The sequence below is a fragment of the Pseudomonas sp. LBUM1661 genome (genome assembly GCF_059695925.1).
This window is the reverse complement of record NZ_CP166794.1, coordinates 2,098,217-2,117,536: the sequence shown is the minus strand read 5'-3', so window position 1 is coordinate 2,117,536 and position 19,320 is coordinate 2,098,217. Positions and strand designations below refer to the sequence as shown.

Sequence of the window (19,320 nt, the reverse complement as noted above, 5' to 3'; positions counted from 1 at the left end):
CATTGAAAAATGCGGGCATTTTTTTGGTCGCTCTACCAGGCCGGTTACTGGGTCGGTACTGGGTCGGTTACTGGATCGGTCGAAACATCGTGCCCATCACTGAACTGCAGCGCCGCCAACCGCGCATACAGCGCATTGCTCGCAATCAACGCTTGATGTGTCCCCACCGCCACCACGTTCCCTTGGTCCATCACGGCGATCCGGTCGGCGTTCTTTACGGTGGCCAGGCGATGAGCGATGACCAGCGTGGTGCGGTTTTTCATCAGGCTGGGCAGGGCTTGCTGGATCAGGTGTTCGCTCTGGGCATCAAGGGCGCTGGTGGCTTCGTCGAGCAGCAGGATCGGCGCGTCCACCAGCAATGCGCGGGCGATGGCCAGGCGTTGGCGCTGGCCGCCGGACAATCCGAGGCCGCCGTCGCCGAGGTGCGTCTGGTAGCCGTTGGGCATGGCTTCGATGAAGTCATGGGCATAAGCGATTTTGGCCGCGTCCTGAACCTGGGCCAGGGTTGCCGTCGGGTTGCCGTAGCGGATGTTCTCTTCGATGCTGCCAAAAAACAGCGCGGGGTTTTGCGAGACCAGGGCGAAGCAACGGCGCAGGTCCAGTGGATCAAGTTGAGTCAGTGGCACGCCGTCGAGCAAGATGCGTCCTTCGCACGGATCGTAAAACCGCAGCAACAGGTCATACACGGTCGACTTGCCGGCACCGGATGGCCCTACGAGCGCGAGGGTTTCGCCGGCATTGATGGTCAGGTTCAAGCCATCGACGGCATAGCTTTCGGGACGCGAGGGGTAGGAAAAACGCACGTCCTGCAACTGCAGATCGCCCTTCACCCGTTCAGGCAAGGTCACCAGGCCCGTGGTCGGTGGCTGGATGATGTTTTCCGAACGGAGTAACTCGGCGATCCGCTCGGCTGCGCCCGCTGCGCGCTGCAGCTCGCCGATCACTTCGCTCAACGTACCAAACGCGCTGCCGACGATCAGACTGTAAAACACGAACGCCGCCAGTTCGCCCGCTGAAATTCGCCCGGCAATCACGTCCATGCCGCCCACCCACAACATCACACCGACCGCGCCCAACACCAGCACGATCACCAGGGTAATCAGCCAGGCGCGCTGGAAGATGCGTTTACGGGCGGTGTTAAAAGCCTCTTCTACGGTGAGGGCAAAACGCTGCTCGTCCTGAACCTGATGGTTGTAGGCCTGCACGGTTTTGATCTGGCCCAGGGTTTCGGAAACGTAGCTGCCGATATCGGCAATCCGGTCCTGACTCAGGCGCGACAGGTTGCGCACCCGGCGACCGAAAATCAGGATCGGCGCGATTACCAAGGGCAAGGCGACCACCACAATACTGGTGAGCTTGGGGTTGGTGATAAACAGCAACACGATCCCACCGATCACCATCAGCAGATTGCGCAAAAACAGCGACAGCGAAGAGCCGATCACCGATTGCAGCAACGTGGTGTCTGCGGTCAGCCGCGACTGGATTTCGGAGCTGCGGTTGTCTTCGTAGAACCCCGGATGCAGGTAGATCAGATGGTTGAACACCTGGCTGCGGATGTCCGCGACAACCCGCTCGCCGATCCACGACACCAGGTAAAACCGCGCAAAAGTGCCGATCGCCAGCCCGATTACCAGCACCATGAACAGGCCAATGGATTGGTTGAGCAAATGCGGCGACTGGGTCATGAAACCCTGATCCACCAGCAGGCGAATGCCCTGCCCCATGGACAAGGTAATGCCCGCGGTGGCGATCAACGCGAGCAAGGCGCCGAACGCCGGCCAGCGATACGGCGCAAGAAAACGACTGGTCAGGCGAATCGCACGGCGGTGACGGGCAGAGAGCATCGGGATCATCCAGTTACGCTACAAAACAGTGAGTTGGACCAGCCTACACCGCTCAATAAGGTGAACGATGCAAATCACAATGAGTCACTTTAATTATGTCCACAAAGACTAGGCCCTAGACGCTATTGGTCTAAAGTCCGGGTGGCAAGGTCGCGGTATTTCTGGTGGACTGGTGTTGCCGCCCTGGAAAGATCGCAGGGAGTTGTCACAGCCCGGTCACCTGGCGGTTCTACAGTAAGCACACAACCTGATGAGGAGACAGGCCATGTCCTTGCAAAATAGCAGCGATGACAAGATTCAAGTGATCCGCACACAGCCAGATCAGTCTCTGGGTTGCTCAATTATCGATAAGGATGGGCACGAAGTACCGATCACTGAAGACATGATCCAGGACGCTTGCCGTGAACTGGAACAGCGATTGGTCAAGCCTGCCAAACAAGATTGATATAGCCACCGTCTTCTTTGACCCGGCCCTTGATGGCCGGGTTTTTTATGGGTATTGATCCGGCATTTGCGGCGCGGCCTTCGCGGGCAAGCCTCGCTCCTACAGGTTAGCGAACGATGCAAAACCTGTAGGAGCGAGGCTTGCCCGCGAAGGAGTCGACTCGGTTTTTCAGACAGCCGAAGCGCCCAACGCCGCCACAATCCTCTGCAACACCGGCGAATCCCCTTCGATCCGCACCTTCAAGCCATCAATCTCCCGACGCAGCGGATAATGCTTGCGCAGCGCATCAAACGCCGCACGCTGTTGGTTGACACTGCCTACAAGACTGCGGCGAAAATCTGCATCGTCGCGACGCGGGTCGTACACGCCACGGCACACCATCGCCAGCGCCCAGGCCGGATCGCTGCCAGCGTTCAAGGTCACGTGCGACAACCACGGCGCCGGCAGCAGATCGTTCAAGCTGACTTGCTCCGGTTGCCCGATGAACTGGCAATATGCCTGATAGATCTGCGCCGTCCCCCGCTGTTTGCCATCGAGGCTGTAGCCGGCAATGTGCGGCGTCGCCAGCACACAGAGTTCAGCCAGGGCGACATCGACCTCCGGCTCACCTTCCCAGACATCCAGCACCGCTTGCAGGTCTTCCCGCTGCAACAACACTTGACGCAGCGCGGCGTTGTCCACCACCGGGCCACGACTGGCGTTGATCAGCCAGGTACCGGACTTGAGTTGGTTCAAGCGGTTTTTATCGAACAGGTGCCAAGTCGTCTGAGCGCCGTGCTTCTTCAACGGTGTGTGCAGACTGATGACATCGCACTGTTCAATGATCTGTTCGAGGCTGACGAAATCGCCACCTTCAACGGCTTGCCGTGGCGGGTCGCAGACCAGCACGTTCCAGCCCAGGCCTTGCAAAACCTTGACCAGGCGCCCGCCCACTTCACCGGCACCGACCACGCCGTAAGTGCGTTGAGTCAGGTCGGCGCCTTCGATTTCGGCCAGGGTCAGCAAGCTGCCGAGCACGTAGTCGACCACGCCACGAGCATTGCAGCCAGGCGCGCTCGACCAGGCAATGTCAGCCTGTTTGAAGTAATCCAGGTCCAGGTGATCGGTGCCGATGGTACAGGTGCCGACAAAGCGCACCTTGCTGCCTTCCAGCAGTGCGCGGTTGACGTTGGTCACCGAGCGCACCAGCAAGACATCCGCCTGTTCGACGGTGGCACGGTCGATGGAACGCCCCGGCACCCGGCGGATTTCACCGAAACCTTGAAAGAATTCATCGAGCAGCGGGATATTTTCGTCGGCAACAATCAGCATGGCAGGCTCCTTTGGCGGATCGGCAGTGTAGGCGGAGATGGCCGTAGTGGGCCAGCGGCCATTGCGCCGTCTGTAGCAGCTGGCAAAGCCTGCTGCTACAAAGGAGATCATGGGCTTGAGCTTGCGATTACAAATCGGTAACACAGGACTTTTCCTGACCACTGCGTCAACGCGTAGAATGCCCCGCCTCGCGCATCAAACTCTTTTGGACGCTTCGCCCTTGAATTCCGTGACTGACCGCCCCGCCGCTGTTTCCCTCAACCGCCCGGCCCGGGTTCGCCTGGAGCTGAAAAACCTGCTCGGCCTGGCGCTGCCGATCATGATCGCGCAGCTGGCGACCACTGCCATGGGCTTCGTGGATGCGGTGATGGCTGGCCGCGTCGGGCCAAGGGACCTGGCGGCGGTGGCGCTGGGCAACTCGATCTGGGTCCCGGTGTTTCTGTTGATGACCGGCACCCTGCTGGCGACCACGCCGAAAGTCGCCCAGCGCTTCGGCGCCGGCACCCACAGCGAGATCGGCCCGATCGTGCGCCAGGCGTTGTGGCTGGCGTTGGTGGTGGGTTTGATGGCGACCGGCATGCTGTTCAGCGCCGAACCGATCCTGCACATCATGAAGGTCGATCCCGAGCTGATCGGCCCGTGCATGCAATACCTGCACGGCATTGCCAGCGGCTTGCCTGCCGTCGCCCTCTACCACGTACTCCGTTGTTTCAGTGACGGCCTGGGCCGGACCCGACCGGCGATGGTGCTGGGTCTGTGCGGGTTGGCGCTGAACATTCCGCTGAACTACGTCTTCATCTATGGCCACTTCGGTGTGCCGGCCATGGGCGGCGTCGGCTGCGGCTGGGCCACGGCGATCGTGATGTGGGTGATGGCGCTGGGCATGGCCGGCTGGGAGCGCTGGGCGCCGGCCTATCAGTCGAGCCAGTTGTTCAGCCGTTTCGACTGGCCGCAATGGTCGGTGATCAAGCGCCTGCTGGGCATTGGCCTGCCCATCGGCATCGCGGTGTTCGCCGAGTCGAGCATCTTCGCGGTGATTGCGCTGTTGATCGGCAGCCTCGGCGCCACGGTGGTGGCGGGACATCAGATCGCGCTGAATTTCAGCTCGCTGGTGTTCATGATTCCCTACTCCCTCGGCATGGCCGTGACCGTGCGGGTCGGCCAGGCACTCGGTCGTCAGGAGCCGCGTGAGGCACGCTTTGCCGCCGGTGTGGGCATGGGCACGGCGTTGGCGTATGCGTGTATTTCCGCGAGCATGATGCTGATGTTGCGTGAGCACATTGCGACCATCTACACCTCGGACCCGACGGTGATTCATGTCGCGGCGATGCTGATTGTGTATTCGGCGCTGTTCCAGTTTTCCGACGCGATCCAGGTCACGGCGGCCGGTGCGTTGCGCGGGTATCAGGACACGCGGGTGACGATGATTCTGACGCTGTTCGCGTATTGGGGAATTGGTTTGCCGGTGGGTTACGCATTGGGCCTGACCGATTGGTTCGGCGCGCCGAGCGGCCCGAGCGGGCTGTGGCAGGGTTTGATCGTGGGCTTGAGTTGCGCGGCGCTGATGCTGTCGATCCGCCTGACGCGCAGTGCCCGCAAGCGGATTCGCAACGCCCTGATGTGACCTGTGGGAGCCAGCCTGCTGGCGATGGCGGTGATTCATCCAACAGTAATGTTGAGTTTGAATCAGCTATCGCCAGCAGGCTGGCTCCCACAGTAGTTTTGTGGGTCAACCGGATTTTTTGCGAATCCAGTAGAGGTAGGTGCCGGCCTCTTCGTGCTGCCCGATCAGTTCGTGGTCGAGAAACACGCAGAACTTGGGAATGTCGCGACGGGTCGACGGGTCGGTGGCGATCACCTTGAGCAGGCCGCCGGGCGCCAGGTCACGGATGTGCTGGTGCAGCATCATCACAGGCTCCGGGCAATTGAGGCCGGTGGCGTCGAGGGTGCCGTCTACCGGCGTATCAATCATTTCACTCATGATTCACTCCTGAAACTTGCCGGCATTGTCGCGCATTGCCGGGTGTTCGGTCATCTGTCGTCTATCGCCCGCCCCCTGTAGGAGCTGGCTTGCCAGCGAAAGCCATTGCACGGTGCACCTGAACCACCACGGCGCATCCTTCGCCGGTAAGCCGGCTCCTACAGGATCTATTTTCAGCGGGATTTTGGTTTCTTTACGTCAAGACGGCGCAGGTGGCACGTCACTTCTTCACGGTCGTGGTACAGCTGCTTGCAGCCGATCTCGACCCGAATCCCGCGTTCCTTGAACCCGTCGGCAATCCTTTCCAGCAAGCGCTTCACTTCGGCGTAACGCTGTTTCATCGGCAGCTTGAGGTTGACCACCGCCTCACGGCAATGCCCCTCGCCAATCCATTCTTCCAGCATCGCCGCGTTGCGCGCCGGTTTCTCGACGATGTCGCAGACCATCCAGTCCACCGGCTGCCTGGGCTTGAAGGTGAAACCGTCGGCCATCAGGTGCTGCACCAGACCGGTGTCCATCAGGCTTTCAGCCATCGGGCCATTGTCGATGGCGGTCACCAGCATGCCGCGGTTGACCAATTGCCAGGTCCAGCCACCCGGCGCTGCGCCGAGGTCGACGCCGGTCATGTCACTGTGCAGACGCTCGTCCCACTGATCGCGCGGGATGAAGTGGTGCCAGGCCTCTTCCAGCTTCAGCGTTGAACGGCTGGGCGCCTCACGGGGAAACTTCAGGCGCGGAATGCCCATTGGCCACATCGCCGAGTTGTTGGATTCGGCCAGGCCCATGAACACCTCACGGCCACTTTTGAAAGTCAGCAGCAGTCGCGGCTTGTGCGCATCTTCCACCAGCTTGCCGGCCGCCATCAGCGCCTTGCGCAAGTGGCCTTCGAATTTCTTGCAGAAGTTCGACAGCTCTTTGCCGTCATTGGTGTCGACCATTTCCAGCCACAGGCTGCCGCACAGCGGGAAGTCCGCCATGTGGGCGAGGATCACGCTGATGCGGTCGGTTTCCGGCAGGTCGATGAAAATCCCGCGAGCCCATTGGCGCGGGAAGATCAGCTCGGCAAAACGCTGCCCACGCATCAGGCGTTCGGCGCCGTCTTCTTCGGTGCAGATAAATTCGGCGCAGGCGCTGGCGGTCTTGGCCTTGGCATAACCGGCCACGTTCAGCCGTGCGGCGTGTTCGGAAATTTCGGAACAGACTTCGCCTTCGAAGCCCGGCCGGCAATGCATAAAGAGGGTGTTCATTCTTACTCCTGGGCAGATGGCGAGAAATTCAACCACTGCGCGATGCCCAGACTTGCGTTGAAGCAAAGCCTGTCACGAAAACCGGCGCATGATAGCCGAGTTCGGAACCTTGGACTTGGCCATAGAGTCCAGTTATTAGCCTTAAGCACCAAACAGGACTAGGTTTAAACCTCTGTTCATTCCCTCAGTCCGTAGCCGTGCGGACCCAAAGGAGTCATTTCAATGCCGTCCCTCGATAGCCTGAAAACCCTTAAAACCTTACAAATCGACGACAAGACCTATCACTATTTCAGCTTGCCGGATGCCGCCAAAAGCCTGGGCGACCTGGACAAGCTGCCGATGTCGTTGAAAGTGCTGCTGGAAAACCTGCTGCGCTGGGAAGATGAAAAAACTGTCACCGGCGCCGACCTCAAGGCGATAGCCGCCTGGCTCAAGGAGCGTCGCTCCGATCGTGAAATCCAGTATCGCCCGGCGCGGGTACTGATGCAGGATTTTACCGGCGTTCCCGCCGTGGTCGACCTGGCCGCGATGCGCGCCGCCATGGCCAAGGCCGGCGGCGACCCGCAGCGCATCAACCCGCTGTCCCCGGTGGACCTGGTGATCGATCACTCGGTGATGGTCGACAAGTTCGCCAGCAGCAGCGCCTTTGAACAGAACGTCGACATTGAAATGCAGCGCAACGGCGAACGTTACGCGTTCCTGCGTTGGGGCCAGAGCGCCTTCGACAACTTCAGCGTGGTGCCGCCCGGCACCGGCATCTGCCACCAGGTGAATCTGGAATACCTCGGTCGAACCGTCTGGACCAAGGACGAGGACGGCCGCACCTACGCCTTCCCGGATACGCTGGTCGGCACCGACTCCCACACCACCATGATCAACGGCCTCGGCGTGCTCGGCTGGGGCGTCGGCGGTATCGAGGCGGAAGCGGCGATGCTTGGGCAACCGGTGTCGATGCTGATTCCGGAAGTGATCGGTTTCAAACTCACCGGCAAACTCAAGGAAGGCATCACCGCCACCGACCTGGTGCTGACCGTCACGCAGATGCTGCGCAAGAAAGGCGTGGTCGGCAAATTCGTCGAGTTCTACGGCGATGGCCTCGCCGACCTGCCACTGGCCGACCGTGCGACCATCGCCAACATGGCGCCGGAGTACGGCGCGACCTGCGGTTTCTTCCCGGTGGACGACATCACCCTGGACTACCTGCGCTTATCCGGTCGCCCCCACGCCACCGTGAAACTGGTCGAGGCCTACAGCAAAGTCCAGGGCCTGTGGCGCCTGCCCGGCCAGGAACCGGTGTTCACCGACAGCCTGGCGCTGGACATGGGCAGCGTCGAGGCCAGCCTTGCCGGGCCGAAACGCCCGCAGGACCGGGTTTCACTGCCGAATGTCGCGCAAGCGTTCAGCGACTTCATCGACCTGCAATTCAAACCCACCAGCAAGGAAGAAGGTCGCCTCGAAAGTGAAGGCGGCGGTGGCGTCGCGGTGGGCAATGCCGATCTCGCCGGTGAAGCCGACTACGAATACGAAGGCGAGCTCTATCGGCTGAAAAACGGCGCGGTGGTGATTGCCGCGATCACCTCCTGCACCAACACCTCCAACCCGAGCGTGATGATGGCGGCGGGTCTGGTGGCGAAGAAAGCCGTGGAGAAAGGCCTCAAGCGCAAACCGTGGGTCAAGAGTTCGCTGGCCCCAGGTTCCAAAGTGGTCACCGACTACTACAAGGCTGCGGGGCTGACCCAGTACCTTGATCAGTTGGGTTTTGCCCTGGTCGGCTACGGCTGCACCACGTGCATCGGCAACTCCGGCCCACTGCCGGAGCCCATCGAAAAAGCCATTGTCGCGGCCGACCTGACCGTCGCCTCGGTGCTGTCGGGCAACCGCAACTTCGAAGGTCGCGTGCACCCGCTGGTGAAAACCAACTGGCTGGCATCCCCGCCACTGGTCGTCGCTTACGCGTTGGCCGGCACGGTGCGCATCGACATCAGCAGCGAACCGTTGGGCACCGACCAGGAGGGCAACCTGGTGTATCTGCGGGACATCTGGCCGAGCACCAAAGAAATTGCCGACGCGGTCAATCAGGTCAACACCGCGATGTTCCACAAGGAATACGCCGAAGTGTTTGCCGGCGACGAGCAATGGCAGGCGATTGAAGTGCCGCAAGCGGCGACGTATGTCTGGCAGGACGATTCGACTTACATCCAGCATCCGCCGTTCTTCGACGACATTGGCGGGCCGCCACCGGTGGTCAAGGATGTCGCGGGCGCCCGAGTCCTCGCGCTGCTGGGCGACTCGGTGACCACCGACCACATCTCCCCGGCCGGCAACATCAAGGCTGACAGCCCGGCGGGTCATTACTTGCGCGAGAAAGGCGTAGAACCGCGGGACTTCAACTCTTATGGTTCCCGTCGTGGCAATCACGAAGTGATGATGCGCGGCACGTTCGCCAACATCCGCATTCGCAACGAGATGCTCGGCGGTGAAGAAGGCGGCAATACCATTTACATTCCGACCGGCGAGAAGTTGCCGATCTACGACGCGGCGATGCGTTACCAAGCGTCGGGCACGCCGTTGGTGGTGATTGCCGGGCAAGAGTACGGCACCGGTTCGAGCCGCGACTGGGCGGCCAAAGGCACCAATCTGCTGGGCGTCAAAGCCGTCATCGCCGAAAGCTTCGAGCGGATTCATCGCTCCAATCTGGTGGGCATGGGCGTGTTGCCATTGCAGTTCAAACTGGATCAGAACCGCAAGAGCCTGAACCTGACCGGCAAGGAAACCCTCGACATCCTCGGCCTGACCGGCGTCGAGCTGACGCCGCGGATGAACTTGACGCTGATCATCACCCGCGCCGATGGCAGCCGCGAGAAAGTCGAGGTGCTGTGCCGGATCGATACGCTCAATGAGGTCGAGTACTTCAAGTCGGGAGGGATTTTGCATTACGTGTTGCGGCAGTTGATTGCTTCATAATCGCTTGCTGACACAGACACCGCCTTCGGGCGGTGTTTTTGTTTGTGCCCTGCACCGAACAAAAATACCCTGCACGCCACCGAGCCACTGTAGGAGCGAGGCTTGCCCGCGAAGACGTCGGCACATTCAGCATTGATGTCGACTGACAGTCCGCATTCGCGGGCAAGCCCGCTCCCACAGGGTTATGTGTCTAACAGCAACTTCCTGAACACCACTAATCAACTGTGGGAGCGAGCCTGCTCGCGATTGCGATGCAACAGTCGACAATGATGTTGAATGTAATGGCCCCTTCGCGAGCAAGCCCGCTCCCACATTGACTGCGCCACACTGCAAAAAATAACTGACACAAGGACTTCACATGTTCACCCTGCCATGGACGCATCTGGCACTTCTCTGCACGGGCTATGCACTGGCCCTGATCTACGGCCAACTTGGCTGGCTGGCCGCCATTTCTGTCGCCTTGTTGCTGTTCACCGGTTTCGCGGTCCGTCAGCAAAAACTCCCTATCGCCCGCTATCTCGGTCACGGCTTGTTTGTCGTCCTGGCCCTGGCGCTGGCGATGCACTGGCTTCCCGGTTTCTACAACGGCCGCGGCATCGACCCGCAGCGGTTTACCGACGATGCCGTACCGTTTTCCATGTACCTGAATCTGGACAAACCGTTGATCGGCTTCTGGCTATTACTGGTCTGCCCGTGGATTGTCGGTCGGCGTTCGCTGCGCCTTGCCGTTTACGCCACCGCGATGGCACTGACCCTGTGCACGGTGCTGGCCTTGGGTGGCGCGCTGTTGCTTGGCGTTATCAGCTGGGCACCGAAATGGCCGGACCACGCCTGGCTGTGGGTGTTGAATAATCTGCTGCTGGTGACGCTGGTGGAGGAAGCGCTGTTTCGCGGCTATATCCAGGGAGGCCTGACCCAGAGCTTCAAAAACCTGCTCTACGGCGAACACCTCGCCCTGCTGCTCGCCTCGTTGTTGTTTGGCCTGGCGCATGTCGGCGCCGGCTGGCAATGGGTGGTGCTGGCGAGCCTGGCCGGGGTCGGTTATGGCCTGGCTTATCGTTTCGGCGGACTGGGTGCGGCCATCGCCACGCATTTTGGCTTGAACCTGCTGCACTTCGGCCTGTTTACCTATCCGATGCTCGCGGGCTGACGCAAGGGCCGTTTTGCGACGCGCCGCTGTTTTTCGAAAAAATAATCTCAATAAATGGCTGACACCGCCGACAACCAATCAAAGCCTTGCGGATTGAAAAAGCCATGCGTAATAACCAGCCCACCACACAACGCGAACGGACCTTCCCGGCTCAGCAACGGTTGATTTCCACCACCGATGCCAAGGGCGTGATCACCTACTGCAACGACGCGTTCGTCGAAATCAGCGGGTACTCGCGAGAGGAACTGATCCGTGCGCCGCATAACCTGGTGCGTCACCCTGACGTGCCGGCGGCTGTGTTCGCGCACATGTGGGGCACGCTGAAGCAAGGCTTGCCATGGATGGGCATCGTCAAGAATCGCTGCAAGAGCGGTGACCATTACTGGGTCAACGCCTACGTCACCCCGGTTTTCGATGGCAATCAAGTGATCGGCTACGAATCGGTGCGGGTCAAACCCACTGCCGAACAGATCCGCCGTGCCGAAGCGCTTTACCAACGCATCAATCAGGGCAAGTCGGCGATTCCTTCATCAGACAAATGGCTGCCGGTGCTGCAGGACTGGCTGCCGTTCATTCTGGTCAGCCAACTGAGCTTCATGATCGGTGCCACGTTGACATCCCAATGGGGCTTTGCCCTGGCGGCCGGTCTCTCGGTGCCATTGGGCCTGATGGGGTTGAGTTGGCAACAGCGCGGCCTCAAGCGCCTGCTGGTGCTGGCCGGGCAAACCACCTCCGACCCGCTGATCGCACAGATGTACACCGACAGCCGTGGCGCTCAGGCGCGCCTGGAGATGTCGATTCTCAGCCAGGAAGCGCGCCTGAAAACCTGCCTGACCCGCCTGCAAGACACCGCCGAACACCTGAGCGACCAGGCGAAACAATCCGACACCCTGGCCCACAAGAGCTCCAGCGGCCTGGAACGTCAGCGCGTCGAGACCGAACAAGTGGCCACCGCCGTCAATCAGATGGCCGCCACCACCCAGGAAGTCGCCAGCCACGTTCAGCGCACCGCCGACGCCACTCAGGAAGCCAATCGCCTGACCGGTCGCGGCCGCGACATTGCCGGGGAAACCCGCGAAGCCATCCAGCGCCTGTCGGTGGTGGTCGGTGAAACCGGCCTGACCGTGACCCAACTGGCCAAGGACAGCGATGAAATCGGCGGCGTGGTCGATGTGATCAAAGGCATCGCCGACCAGACCAACCTGCTGGCGTTGAACGCGGCCATCGAAGCGGCCCGCGCCGGTGAAATGGGTCGCGGCTTTGCGGTGGTGGCTGACGAAGTCCGGCAACTGGCGCAACGCACCAGCGAATCCACCGGGCAGATTCACGCGCTGATCGCCAAGCTCCAGCAAACCGCCAGCACCGCGGTGCAAACCATGGAGGCCGGGCATCGCCAGGCCGAAGAAGGTGTGGCGCGGGTGCTGGAAGCGGACCAGGCACTGGTGGGGATCAGCGAAGCGGTGGCCAATATCACCGACATGACCACCCAGATCGCTGCGGCGACCGAAGAGCAAAGCGCCGTGGCCGAAGAAATCAGCCGCAACATCAGCAATATTTCGCACCTGGCTGACCAGACCTCGGAACAGGCACACCACTCGGCGCTGTTGAGTGAAGAGCTGACCAAGACGGCGAATACCCAGTATTCGTTGGTGGAGCGGTTTAACCGCTGATTGCTGCTGTAAAAAACAAAAACCCGGGAGGCGATACTTCCGGGTTTTTTATTGCGTGGCAGACCGCCTTCGCGGGCAAGCCTCGCTCCTACAGGTCATGCGTCGATCATGCGCACGCCGATGCCCTGTAGGAGCGAGGCTTGCTCGCGAAGAGGCCCTGACCGGCACTGTAAATCTCACTGAAGAAATGCAGCAACCTTGCTCGCTGCCGAAGCCAAATGCTGCTCATGGGTAAACCCGGAAGCCTTCAACGGCTTCAAATCATGATCCCCCGCCACGAGCCAGAACACCTCGATGCCCGGTGACAAGGCATAGCCTTCAACGGCCTCACGATTGCCCAGCGCATCCCGTTCGCCCTGAACAATCAGCGTCCGCGTCTTCAGCCCGGCCAAATGCTCGACCCTCGGCTTTTCCGGTTTCCCCACGGCATAAAACGGATACCCGAGGCACACCAACGCATCAGCTCCCAATTCATCGGCCAAAAGGCTGGCCATCCGCCCGCCCATGGACTTGCCGCCAATCGCCAGGCGCCCAGCGACATGGCGTCGCACCACGGCATACACCTCACGCCAGCATTCCAGCAGTTTCGGCGCCGGGTTTGGTGGACGTTTGCCCCCATCGATGCGCCGTTGCGCCATGTAGGGAAACTCGAAGCGCAACACATTGACCCCATGCGCAGCAAGGCGCGCAGCCATGTCGCTCATCCAGCCGCTGTCCATCGGCGCACCGGCACCGTGAGCGAGCATCAGCGTCGCCGATGCCGGCGCTTCAGCGGCATTCCACAACCATCCATGTTCCCGCACACACCGCGCCCATTGATCCCCGTCAATACTGGCCTTGTGCTCTTTGTCCATGCTTGCCTCGCTTTTAGTCTGCCTATAACTCCAGGCGAAGGAAGCGTCATTGCCTTGCGGCTTACTCGCAAAGACAGGCCTTCACTTCGGCTGAACCGTGGATGGGGAACCATGAACACTTCTATCAGTACCGCCTACAACTACAAGGTGGTCCGCCAATTCGCCATTATGACGGTGGTGTGGGGCATCGTTGGCATGGGGCTCGGGGTTTTCCTCGCGGCCCAATTGGTCTGGCCTGAACTTAACTTCGATTTGCCGTGGACCAGTTTCGGCCGGTTGCGCCCGCTGCACACCAACGCCGTGATCTTCGCCTTTGGCGGTTGCGCCCTGTTCGCCAGTTCGTTCTATTCGGTGCAACGCACCTGCCAGACACAACTGTTCGCGCCAAAAATCGCCGCGTTCTGCTTCTGGGGCTGGCAAGTGGTGATCCTCCTGGCGGCCATCAGCCTGCCGCTGGGTTACACCAGTTCCAAGGAGTACGCCGAACTGGAATGGCCGATCGACATCCTGATCACCATCGTCTGGGTCGCCTACGCTGTCGTGTTCTTCGGCACGATCATGCAGCGCAAGACCAAGCACATCTACGTCGGCAACTGGTTCTTCGGTGCATTCATCATCACCGTGGCCATCCTGCACATCGTCAACAACCTTGAGTTGCCGGTAAGTTTCACCAAGTCCTACTCGGTGTACGCCGGTGCGACCGATGCGATGGTTCAGTGGTGGTACGGGCACAACGCCGTCGGTTTTTTCCTCACCGCCGGTTTCCTCGGGATGATGTACTACTTCGTGCCAAAACAGGCCGAGCGTCCGGTGTATTCCTATCGCTTGTCGATCGTGCACTTCTGGGCGCTGATCACCCTGTACATCTGGGCCGGTCCGCACCACTTGCACTACACCGCGCTGCCGGACTGGGCACAGTCGCTGGGCATGGTGATGTCGCTGATCCTGCTGGCGCCAAGCTGGGGCGGGATGATCAACGGCATGATGACGCTCTCGGGCGCCTGGCATAAGTTGCGCAGCGACCCGATCCTGCGCTTCCTCGTGGTCTCGCTGGCGTTCTACGGCATGTCGACCTTCGAAGGACCGATGATGGCGATCAAGACGGTCAACGCCCTCTCCCACTACACCGACTGGACCATCGGCCACGTGCACGCCGGCGCCCTCGGTTGGGTGGCGATGATTTCGATCGGCGCGCTGTACCACATGATTCCGAAAATCTTCGGCCGCACGCAGATGCACAGCATCGGCCTGATCAACGCGCACTTCTGGCTCGCGACCATCGGCACCGTGCTCTACATCGCGTCGATGTGGGTCAACGGCATCGCCCAGGGCCTCATGTGGCGCGCGATCAACGACGACGGCACGCTGACCTACTCCTTCGTCGAAACCCTGGTGGCCAGCCACCCGGGCTTCGTCGTGCGGCTGGTCGGCGGTGCGATCTTCTTCAGCGGCATGTTGCTGATGGCCTACAACACCTGGCGCACCGTGCGGGCTTCGCAGCCTGCCGAAGTCGCCGCTGCTGCGCAGATTGCCTGAGGGGGCCGCCATGAAACACGAAACAATCGAGAAAAACGTCGGCCTGCTGATGCTGTTGATGGTGCTGGCCGTGAGCATCGGCGGCCTGACCCAGATCGTTCCGCTGTTCTTCCAGGACGTGACCAACAAGCCGGTGGAAGGCATGAAGCCCTATACCGCGCTGCAACTGGAAGGTCGTGACATTTACATCCGCGAAGGCTGCGTCGGCTGCCACTCGCAGATGATCCGGCCGTTCCGCGCCGAGACCGAACGCTACGGCCACTACTCGGTGGCCGGTGAAAGCGTCTGGGATCACCCGTTCCTGTGGGGTTCGAAACGCACCGGTCCGGACCTGGCGCGGGTTGGCGGTCGCTACTCCGAAGACTGGCACCGCGCGCACTTGTACAACCCGCGCAACGTGGTGCCGGAGTCGAAAATGCCCGGCTACCCATGGCTGGTGGCCAATCAGCTCGACAGCACCCACACCGAAACCAAGATCAAGGCCATGCGCACCCTCGGCGTGCCGTACACCGACGACGACATCACAGGCGCAGTCGCCTCGCTCAAGGGCAAGACCGAAATGGACGCACTGGTCGCCTACCTGCAAGTGCTCGGCACTGCCATCAAGAGCAAGAGGTGAGCCATGATCGTTGAAATGAGCAGTGGAATGATCCGCGGCCTGGGCACGGTCGTGGTGTTTGTGGCTTTCATCGGCCTGACGCTATGGGTGTTCAGCAGCAAGCGCAGCCCGGAATTCGCCGAAGCGCGCTTGCTGCCGTTCGCCGATGAGCCGCAACCCGATAACGCCGCCACCCAAGAACCTGCAACAACAAGGAGTACCCGGCCATGACCACTTTCTGGAGTACGTGGATCTGCGTACTGACCATCGGCAGCCTGATCGGCCTGACCTGGCTGCTGATCGGCACCCGCAAGGGCGAAACCAAGGGCAGCGTCGACCAGACCATGGGCCACAGCTTCGACGGCATCGAGGAGTACGACAACCCGTTGCCGCAGTGGTGGTTCATGCTGTTCGCCGGCACGCTGGTATTTGCCGTGGGCTATCTGGTGCTTTACCCCGGCCTGGGCAACTGGAAAGGTGTTTTGCCGGGTTATGAGGACGGCTGGACAGGCGTGCACGAGTGGGAAAAAGAGATGAACAAGGCGGATGCCCGTTTTGGACCGATCTTCGCCAAATTCGCCGCCATGCCCTTGGAAGAAGTGGCCAAGGACCCGCAAGCGCTGAAAATGGGCGGTCGCCTGTTTGCGTCCAACTGCTCGGTCTGCCACGGCTCGGATGCCAAGGGCGCTTTTGGCTTTCCTAATCTTGCCGACACTAACTGGCGCTGGGGCGGTGACGCCCAGATGATCAAAACCACGATCATGGGCGGTCGCATGGCCGCGATGCCGGCCTGGGGTGAAATCCTCGGCGACGCCGGGGTGAAAAACGTTGCCGCTTATGTGCGTCATGACCTGGCCGGCTTGCCGTTGCCTGCCGACAGCGACGCCGACCTGAAAGCCGGACAGCAACTGTTCAGCACCACCTGCGTAGCCTGTCATGGGGCAAACGGCCAGGGCACTGAAGCCATGGGCGCGCCGAACCTGACGCACCCGGCCGGGTTCATTTACGGTACAAGCCTGGCGCAGCTGCAACAGACCATTCGGCATGGCCGCCAGGGCCATATGCCGGCGCAGAACGAATTGCTCGGCAACGATAAAGTGCAATTGCTGGCCGCTTATGTGTACAGCCTGTCCCACGGCCTGAATACAGAGCGTTTGCAGGCTGAAGGCAAAAAGTAAATAAATCTCGACCGCTCTGCTGCCGCATTCTGTGGAATGCGGCAGTTCCCTGCCCCTTTGCGACCCATTGTCGCACCCTCCGTTAGTCCGCCTTTCGGTTCCCCGGATTCGGGTCTAAGCTTGCTGCGATGCGAACTGGCATGAGCCGGTTCCAGGTCGACCCGACGCGATGTGTTCAACGAATCTGCTCGATGACAGGCCGCAAAGGCTGGTAGATACCGGCTGTCATGCCAATTGCCATCGGTCAGCCGATCGTTGTGTTTGAACATACCCCGTTACATCTGACCTGACCCCCTCACCTTTTTCGTTCGCTGCGACATTTTGTCCATGGGCAATTTTGACCTTACGCAGCGCATGGAAAGGCCGCAGAATCAGCTTTTGAAAGCATTGACCCAGGTCATGGCGCGTTGCAATGACCCCCCGCTTTCTCCATACTTGCGGCCGATTTTTACTCCTAATAAAACACCCAAACCGTGGAACCTTAGAATGAGCACAGCAATCAGTCCGACTGCTTATAACTATAAGGTAGTCCGCCAGTTCGCCATCATGACGGTGGTCTGGGGGATCCTTGGCATGGGGCTTGGTGTCTTCATCGCCTCACAGCTTGTATGGCCGGAATTGAACTTCGGTCTGCCGTGGACGACTTTTGGACGCTTACGCCCGTTGCACACCAACCTGGTGATTTTCGCCTTCGGTGGTTGTGCACTGTTTGCCACTTCTTATTACGTCGTGCAGCGAACCTGCCAAACGCGACTGATTTCCGACAGCCTCGCCGCCTTCACCTTCTGGGGATGGCAAGCGGTGATCGTCGGCGCGATCGTTACCTTGCCGTTGGGTTACACCACGACCAAGGAGTACGCGGAACTGGAATGGCCCCTGGCTATTCTGCTGGCCATCGTCTGGGTGACCTACGGTCTGGTGTTCTTCGGCACCATCACCAAGCGCAAGACCAAGCACATCTATGTGGGCAACTGGTTCTACGGTGCCTTCATCGTCGTGACGGCGATGCTGCACATCGTCAACCACGCCTCGCTGCCAGTCAGCTTCTTCAAGTCCTACTCGGCCTACGCCGGTGCGACTGACGCGATGATCCAGTGGTGGTACGGCCACAACGCGGTGGGTTTCTTCCTGACCACCGGCTTCCTGGGGATGATGTATTACTTCGTTCCGAAGCAGGCCGAGCGCCCGATCTACTCCTATCGCCTGTCGATCGTGCACTTCTGGGCGCTGATCACCCTGTACATCTGGGCCGGTCCGCACCACCTGCACTACACCGCACTGCCGGACTGGGCTCAGTCCCTGGGCATGGCGATGTCGATCATCCTGCTGGCGCCAAGCTGGGGCGGCATGATCAACGGCATGATGACCCTGTCGGGCGCCTGGCATAAGCTGCGCACCGACCCGATCCTGCGGTTCCTGGTCGTGTCTTTGGCGTTCTACGGCATGTCGACCTTCGAAGGCCCGATGATGGCCATCAAGACCGTCAACTCGCTGTCGCACTACACCGACTGGACCATCGGCCACGTACACGCCGGTGCCTTGGGCTGGGTTGCGATGATCTCGATCGGCGCGATCTACCACATGATTCCGAAACTGTTCGGTCGTGCGCAGATGCACAGCATCGGCCTGATCAACGCGCACTTCTGGCTCGCAACCATCGGTACCGTTCTGTACATCGCTTCGATGTGGGTCAACGGCATCACCCAGGGCCTGATGTGGCGTGCAATCAACGACGACGGCACCCTCACCTACTCGTTCGTCGAAGCGCTGCAAGCCAGCCACCCTGGTTTCATCGTTCGCGCCCTGGGCGGTGCGTTCTTTGCCAGCGGCATGCTGTTCATGGCCTACAACGTATGGCGTACCGTACGTGCCTCGAACCCGGCTGAAGCCGAAGCCGCCGCTCAGATTGCTGTAGTTGGAGCTCACTGATGAAGCATGAAGCAGTCGAGAAGAACATTGGCCTGCTGGCCTTCTTCATGGTCATCGCCGTCAGCATCGGCGGCCTGACCCAGATCGTTCCGCTGTTTTTCCAGGACGTCACCAACAAGCCGGTCGAAGGCATGAAGCCGCGCACCGCCCTTGAACTGGAAGGCCGCGACATCTACATCGCCAACGGATGTGTCGGCTGCCACTCGCAGATGATCCGCCCGTTCCGTGCTGAAACCGAACGCTACGGCCACTACTCGGTCGCCGGTGAAAGCGTCTGGGACCACCCGTTCCTGTGGGGTTCCAAGCGTACCGGTCCGGACCTGGCCCGTGTCGGCGGTCGTTACTCCGATGACTGGCAGCGTGCGCACTTGTACAACCCGCGCAACGTGGTGCCTGAGTCGAAAATGCCGGCCTACCCGTTCCTCGTGGAAAACAAGCTCGACGGCAAAGACACCGCCAAGAAAATGGAAGTCTTGCGCACGCTCGGCGTCCCTTACACCGACGAAGACATCGCCGGCGCCAAGGATGCTGTGAAGGGCAAAACCGAAATGGACGCGCTGGTGGCCTATCTGCAAGGCCTGGGCACCATCATCAAAAGCAAACGGTGATTTAG

Annotated in this window: 16 protein-coding genes; 11 read left to right on the top strand and 5 right to left on the bottom strand. The window is 60.5% G+C overall.

What is annotated here, in order from left to right; all coding sequences use genetic code 11:
* Nucleotides 1–44: 44 nt before the first annotated feature.
* Nucleotides 45–1,853 carry an ABC transporter transmembrane domain-containing protein gene (locus ACA057_RS09760; protein ID WP_497347827.1) on the bottom strand — a complete coding sequence of 603 codons (1,809 nt, stop codon included), beginning with the start codon at nucleotides 1,851–1,853 and terminating at the stop codon, nucleotides 45–47.
* A gap of 256 nt (nucleotides 1,854–2,109) precedes the next feature.
* On the opposite strand from ACA057_RS09760, the gene ACA057_RS09755 reads away from it, so the two are divergent.
* Nucleotides 2,110–2,289 (top strand): PA1571 family protein, encoded by a 180-nt coding sequence (locus ACA057_RS09755; RefSeq protein WP_497347825.1) that lies wholly within the window; start codon nucleotides 2,110–2,112, stop codon nucleotides 2,287–2,289.
* A gap of 168 nt (nucleotides 2,290–2,457) precedes the next feature.
* Here ACA057_RS09755 and pdxB read toward each other — a convergent pair whose 3' ends face one another.
* Nucleotides 2,458–3,600 carry a 4-phosphoerythronate dehydrogenase PdxB gene (gene pdxB, locus ACA057_RS09750; RefSeq protein ID WP_497347823.1) on the bottom strand — a complete coding sequence of 381 codons (1,143 nt, stop codon included), beginning with the start codon at nucleotides 3,598–3,600 and terminating at the stop codon, nucleotides 2,458–2,460.
* Nucleotides 3,601–3,820: 220 nt separating this feature from the next.
* On the opposite strand from pdxB, the gene ACA057_RS09745 reads away from it, so the two are divergent.
* Nucleotides 3,821–5,224: an MATE family efflux transporter gene (locus ACA057_RS09745; RefSeq protein ID WP_497347821.1), complete on the top strand. Its 1,404-nt coding sequence runs from the start codon at nucleotides 3,821–3,823 to the stop codon at nucleotides 5,222–5,224.
* Between the two features lie 105 nt (nucleotides 5,225–5,329).
* Here ACA057_RS09745 and tusA read toward each other — a convergent pair whose 3' ends face one another.
* Together tusA and rlmM are read right to left on the bottom strand one after the other, a co-directional pair.
* On the bottom strand, nucleotides 5,330–5,581 hold the full coding sequence (gene tusA, locus ACA057_RS09740; protein ID WP_497347819.1) for a sulfurtransferase TusA: 252 nt from the start codon (nucleotides 5,579–5,581) through the stop codon (nucleotides 5,330–5,332).
* Between the two features lie 173 nt (nucleotides 5,582–5,754).
* Complete coding sequence (gene rlmM / locus ACA057_RS09735; protein WP_046027003.1) at nucleotides 5,755–6,828, bottom strand: 23S rRNA (cytidine(2498)-2'-O)-methyltransferase RlmM; 1,074 nt, start codon at nucleotides 6,826–6,828, stop codon at nucleotides 5,755–5,757.
* 222 nt (nucleotides 6,829–7,050) lie between these two features.
* Between rlmM and acnA the strand changes: the two genes are divergently transcribed.
* From acnA to ACA057_RS09720, 3 genes are all read left to right on the top strand, one after another.
* A complete protein-coding gene (acnA, locus tag ACA057_RS09730; RefSeq protein ID WP_497347817.1) occupies nucleotides 7,051–9,792 on the top strand; it encodes an aconitate hydratase AcnA in 2,742 nt (913 codons plus the stop codon).
* Nucleotides 9,793–10,150: 358 nt separating this feature from the next.
* Nucleotides 10,151–10,942 (top strand): CPBP family glutamic-type intramembrane protease, encoded by a 792-nt coding sequence (locus tag ACA057_RS09725; protein WP_497347815.1) that lies wholly within the window; start codon nucleotides 10,151–10,153, stop codon nucleotides 10,940–10,942.
* Between the two features lie 104 nt (nucleotides 10,943–11,046).
* Nucleotides 11,047–12,612 (top strand): methyl-accepting chemotaxis protein, encoded by a 1,566-nt coding sequence (locus ACA057_RS09720; protein ID WP_497347813.1) that lies wholly within the window; start codon nucleotides 11,047–11,049, stop codon nucleotides 12,610–12,612.
* 176 nt (nucleotides 12,613–12,788) lie between these two features.
* Here ACA057_RS09720 and ACA057_RS09715 read toward each other — a convergent pair whose 3' ends face one another.
* Nucleotides 12,789–13,466, bottom strand: a complete 678-nt coding sequence (locus tag ACA057_RS09715; protein ID WP_497347811.1) for an alpha/beta family hydrolase — start codon at nucleotides 13,464–13,466, stop codon at nucleotides 12,789–12,791.
* Nucleotides 13,467–13,577: 111 nt separating this feature from the next.
* On the opposite strand from ACA057_RS09715, the gene ccoN (ACA057_RS09710) reads away from it, so the two are divergent.
* The 6 genes from ccoN (ACA057_RS09710) to ccoO (ACA057_RS09685) all read left to right on the top strand — a co-directional run bounded on the left by ccoN (ACA057_RS09710) (nucleotide 13,578) and on the right by ccoO (ACA057_RS09685) (nucleotide 19,315).
* The gene (ccoN, locus tag ACA057_RS09710; RefSeq protein ID WP_497347809.1) at nucleotides 13,578–15,002 is read left to right on the top strand and encodes a cytochrome-c oxidase, cbb3-type subunit I; all 1,425 of its coding nucleotides are present in this window, start codon (nucleotides 13,578–13,580) and stop codon (nucleotides 15,000–15,002) included.
* Nucleotides 15,003–15,012: 10 nt separating this feature from the next.
* Nucleotides 15,013–15,621, top strand: coding sequence for a cytochrome-c oxidase, cbb3-type subunit II (gene ccoO, locus ACA057_RS09705; RefSeq protein WP_497347807.1), 609 nt, complete (start codon nucleotides 15,013–15,015; stop codon nucleotides 15,619–15,621).
* Between the two features lie 3 nt (nucleotides 15,622–15,624).
* Nucleotides 15,625–15,831, top strand: coding sequence for a cbb3-type cytochrome oxidase subunit 3 (locus ACA057_RS09700; protein WP_497347805.1), 207 nt, complete (start codon nucleotides 15,625–15,627; stop codon nucleotides 15,829–15,831).
* Nucleotides 15,828–16,778: a cytochrome-c oxidase, cbb3-type subunit III gene (gene ccoP / locus ACA057_RS09695; RefSeq protein ID WP_497347803.1), complete on the top strand. Its 951-nt coding sequence runs from the start codon at nucleotides 15,828–15,830 to the stop codon at nucleotides 16,776–16,778. Before ACA057_RS09700 ends, ccoP begins: the two co-directional genes overlap by 4 nt.
* A gap of 486 nt (nucleotides 16,779–17,264) precedes the next feature.
* Nucleotides 17,265–18,707, top strand: a complete 1,443-nt coding sequence (gene ccoN, locus ACA057_RS09690; protein WP_497347801.1) for a cytochrome-c oxidase, cbb3-type subunit I — start codon at nucleotides 17,265–17,267, stop codon at nucleotides 18,705–18,707.
* The gene (gene ccoO, locus ACA057_RS09685) at nucleotides 18,707–19,315 is read left to right on the top strand and encodes a cytochrome-c oxidase, cbb3-type subunit II (protein ID WP_018925301.1); all 609 of its coding nucleotides are present in this window, start codon (nucleotides 18,707–18,709) and stop codon (nucleotides 19,313–19,315) included. Before ccoN (ACA057_RS09690) ends, ccoO (ACA057_RS09685) begins: the two co-directional genes overlap by 1 nt.
* Nucleotides 19,316–19,320: the final 5 nt, after the last annotated feature.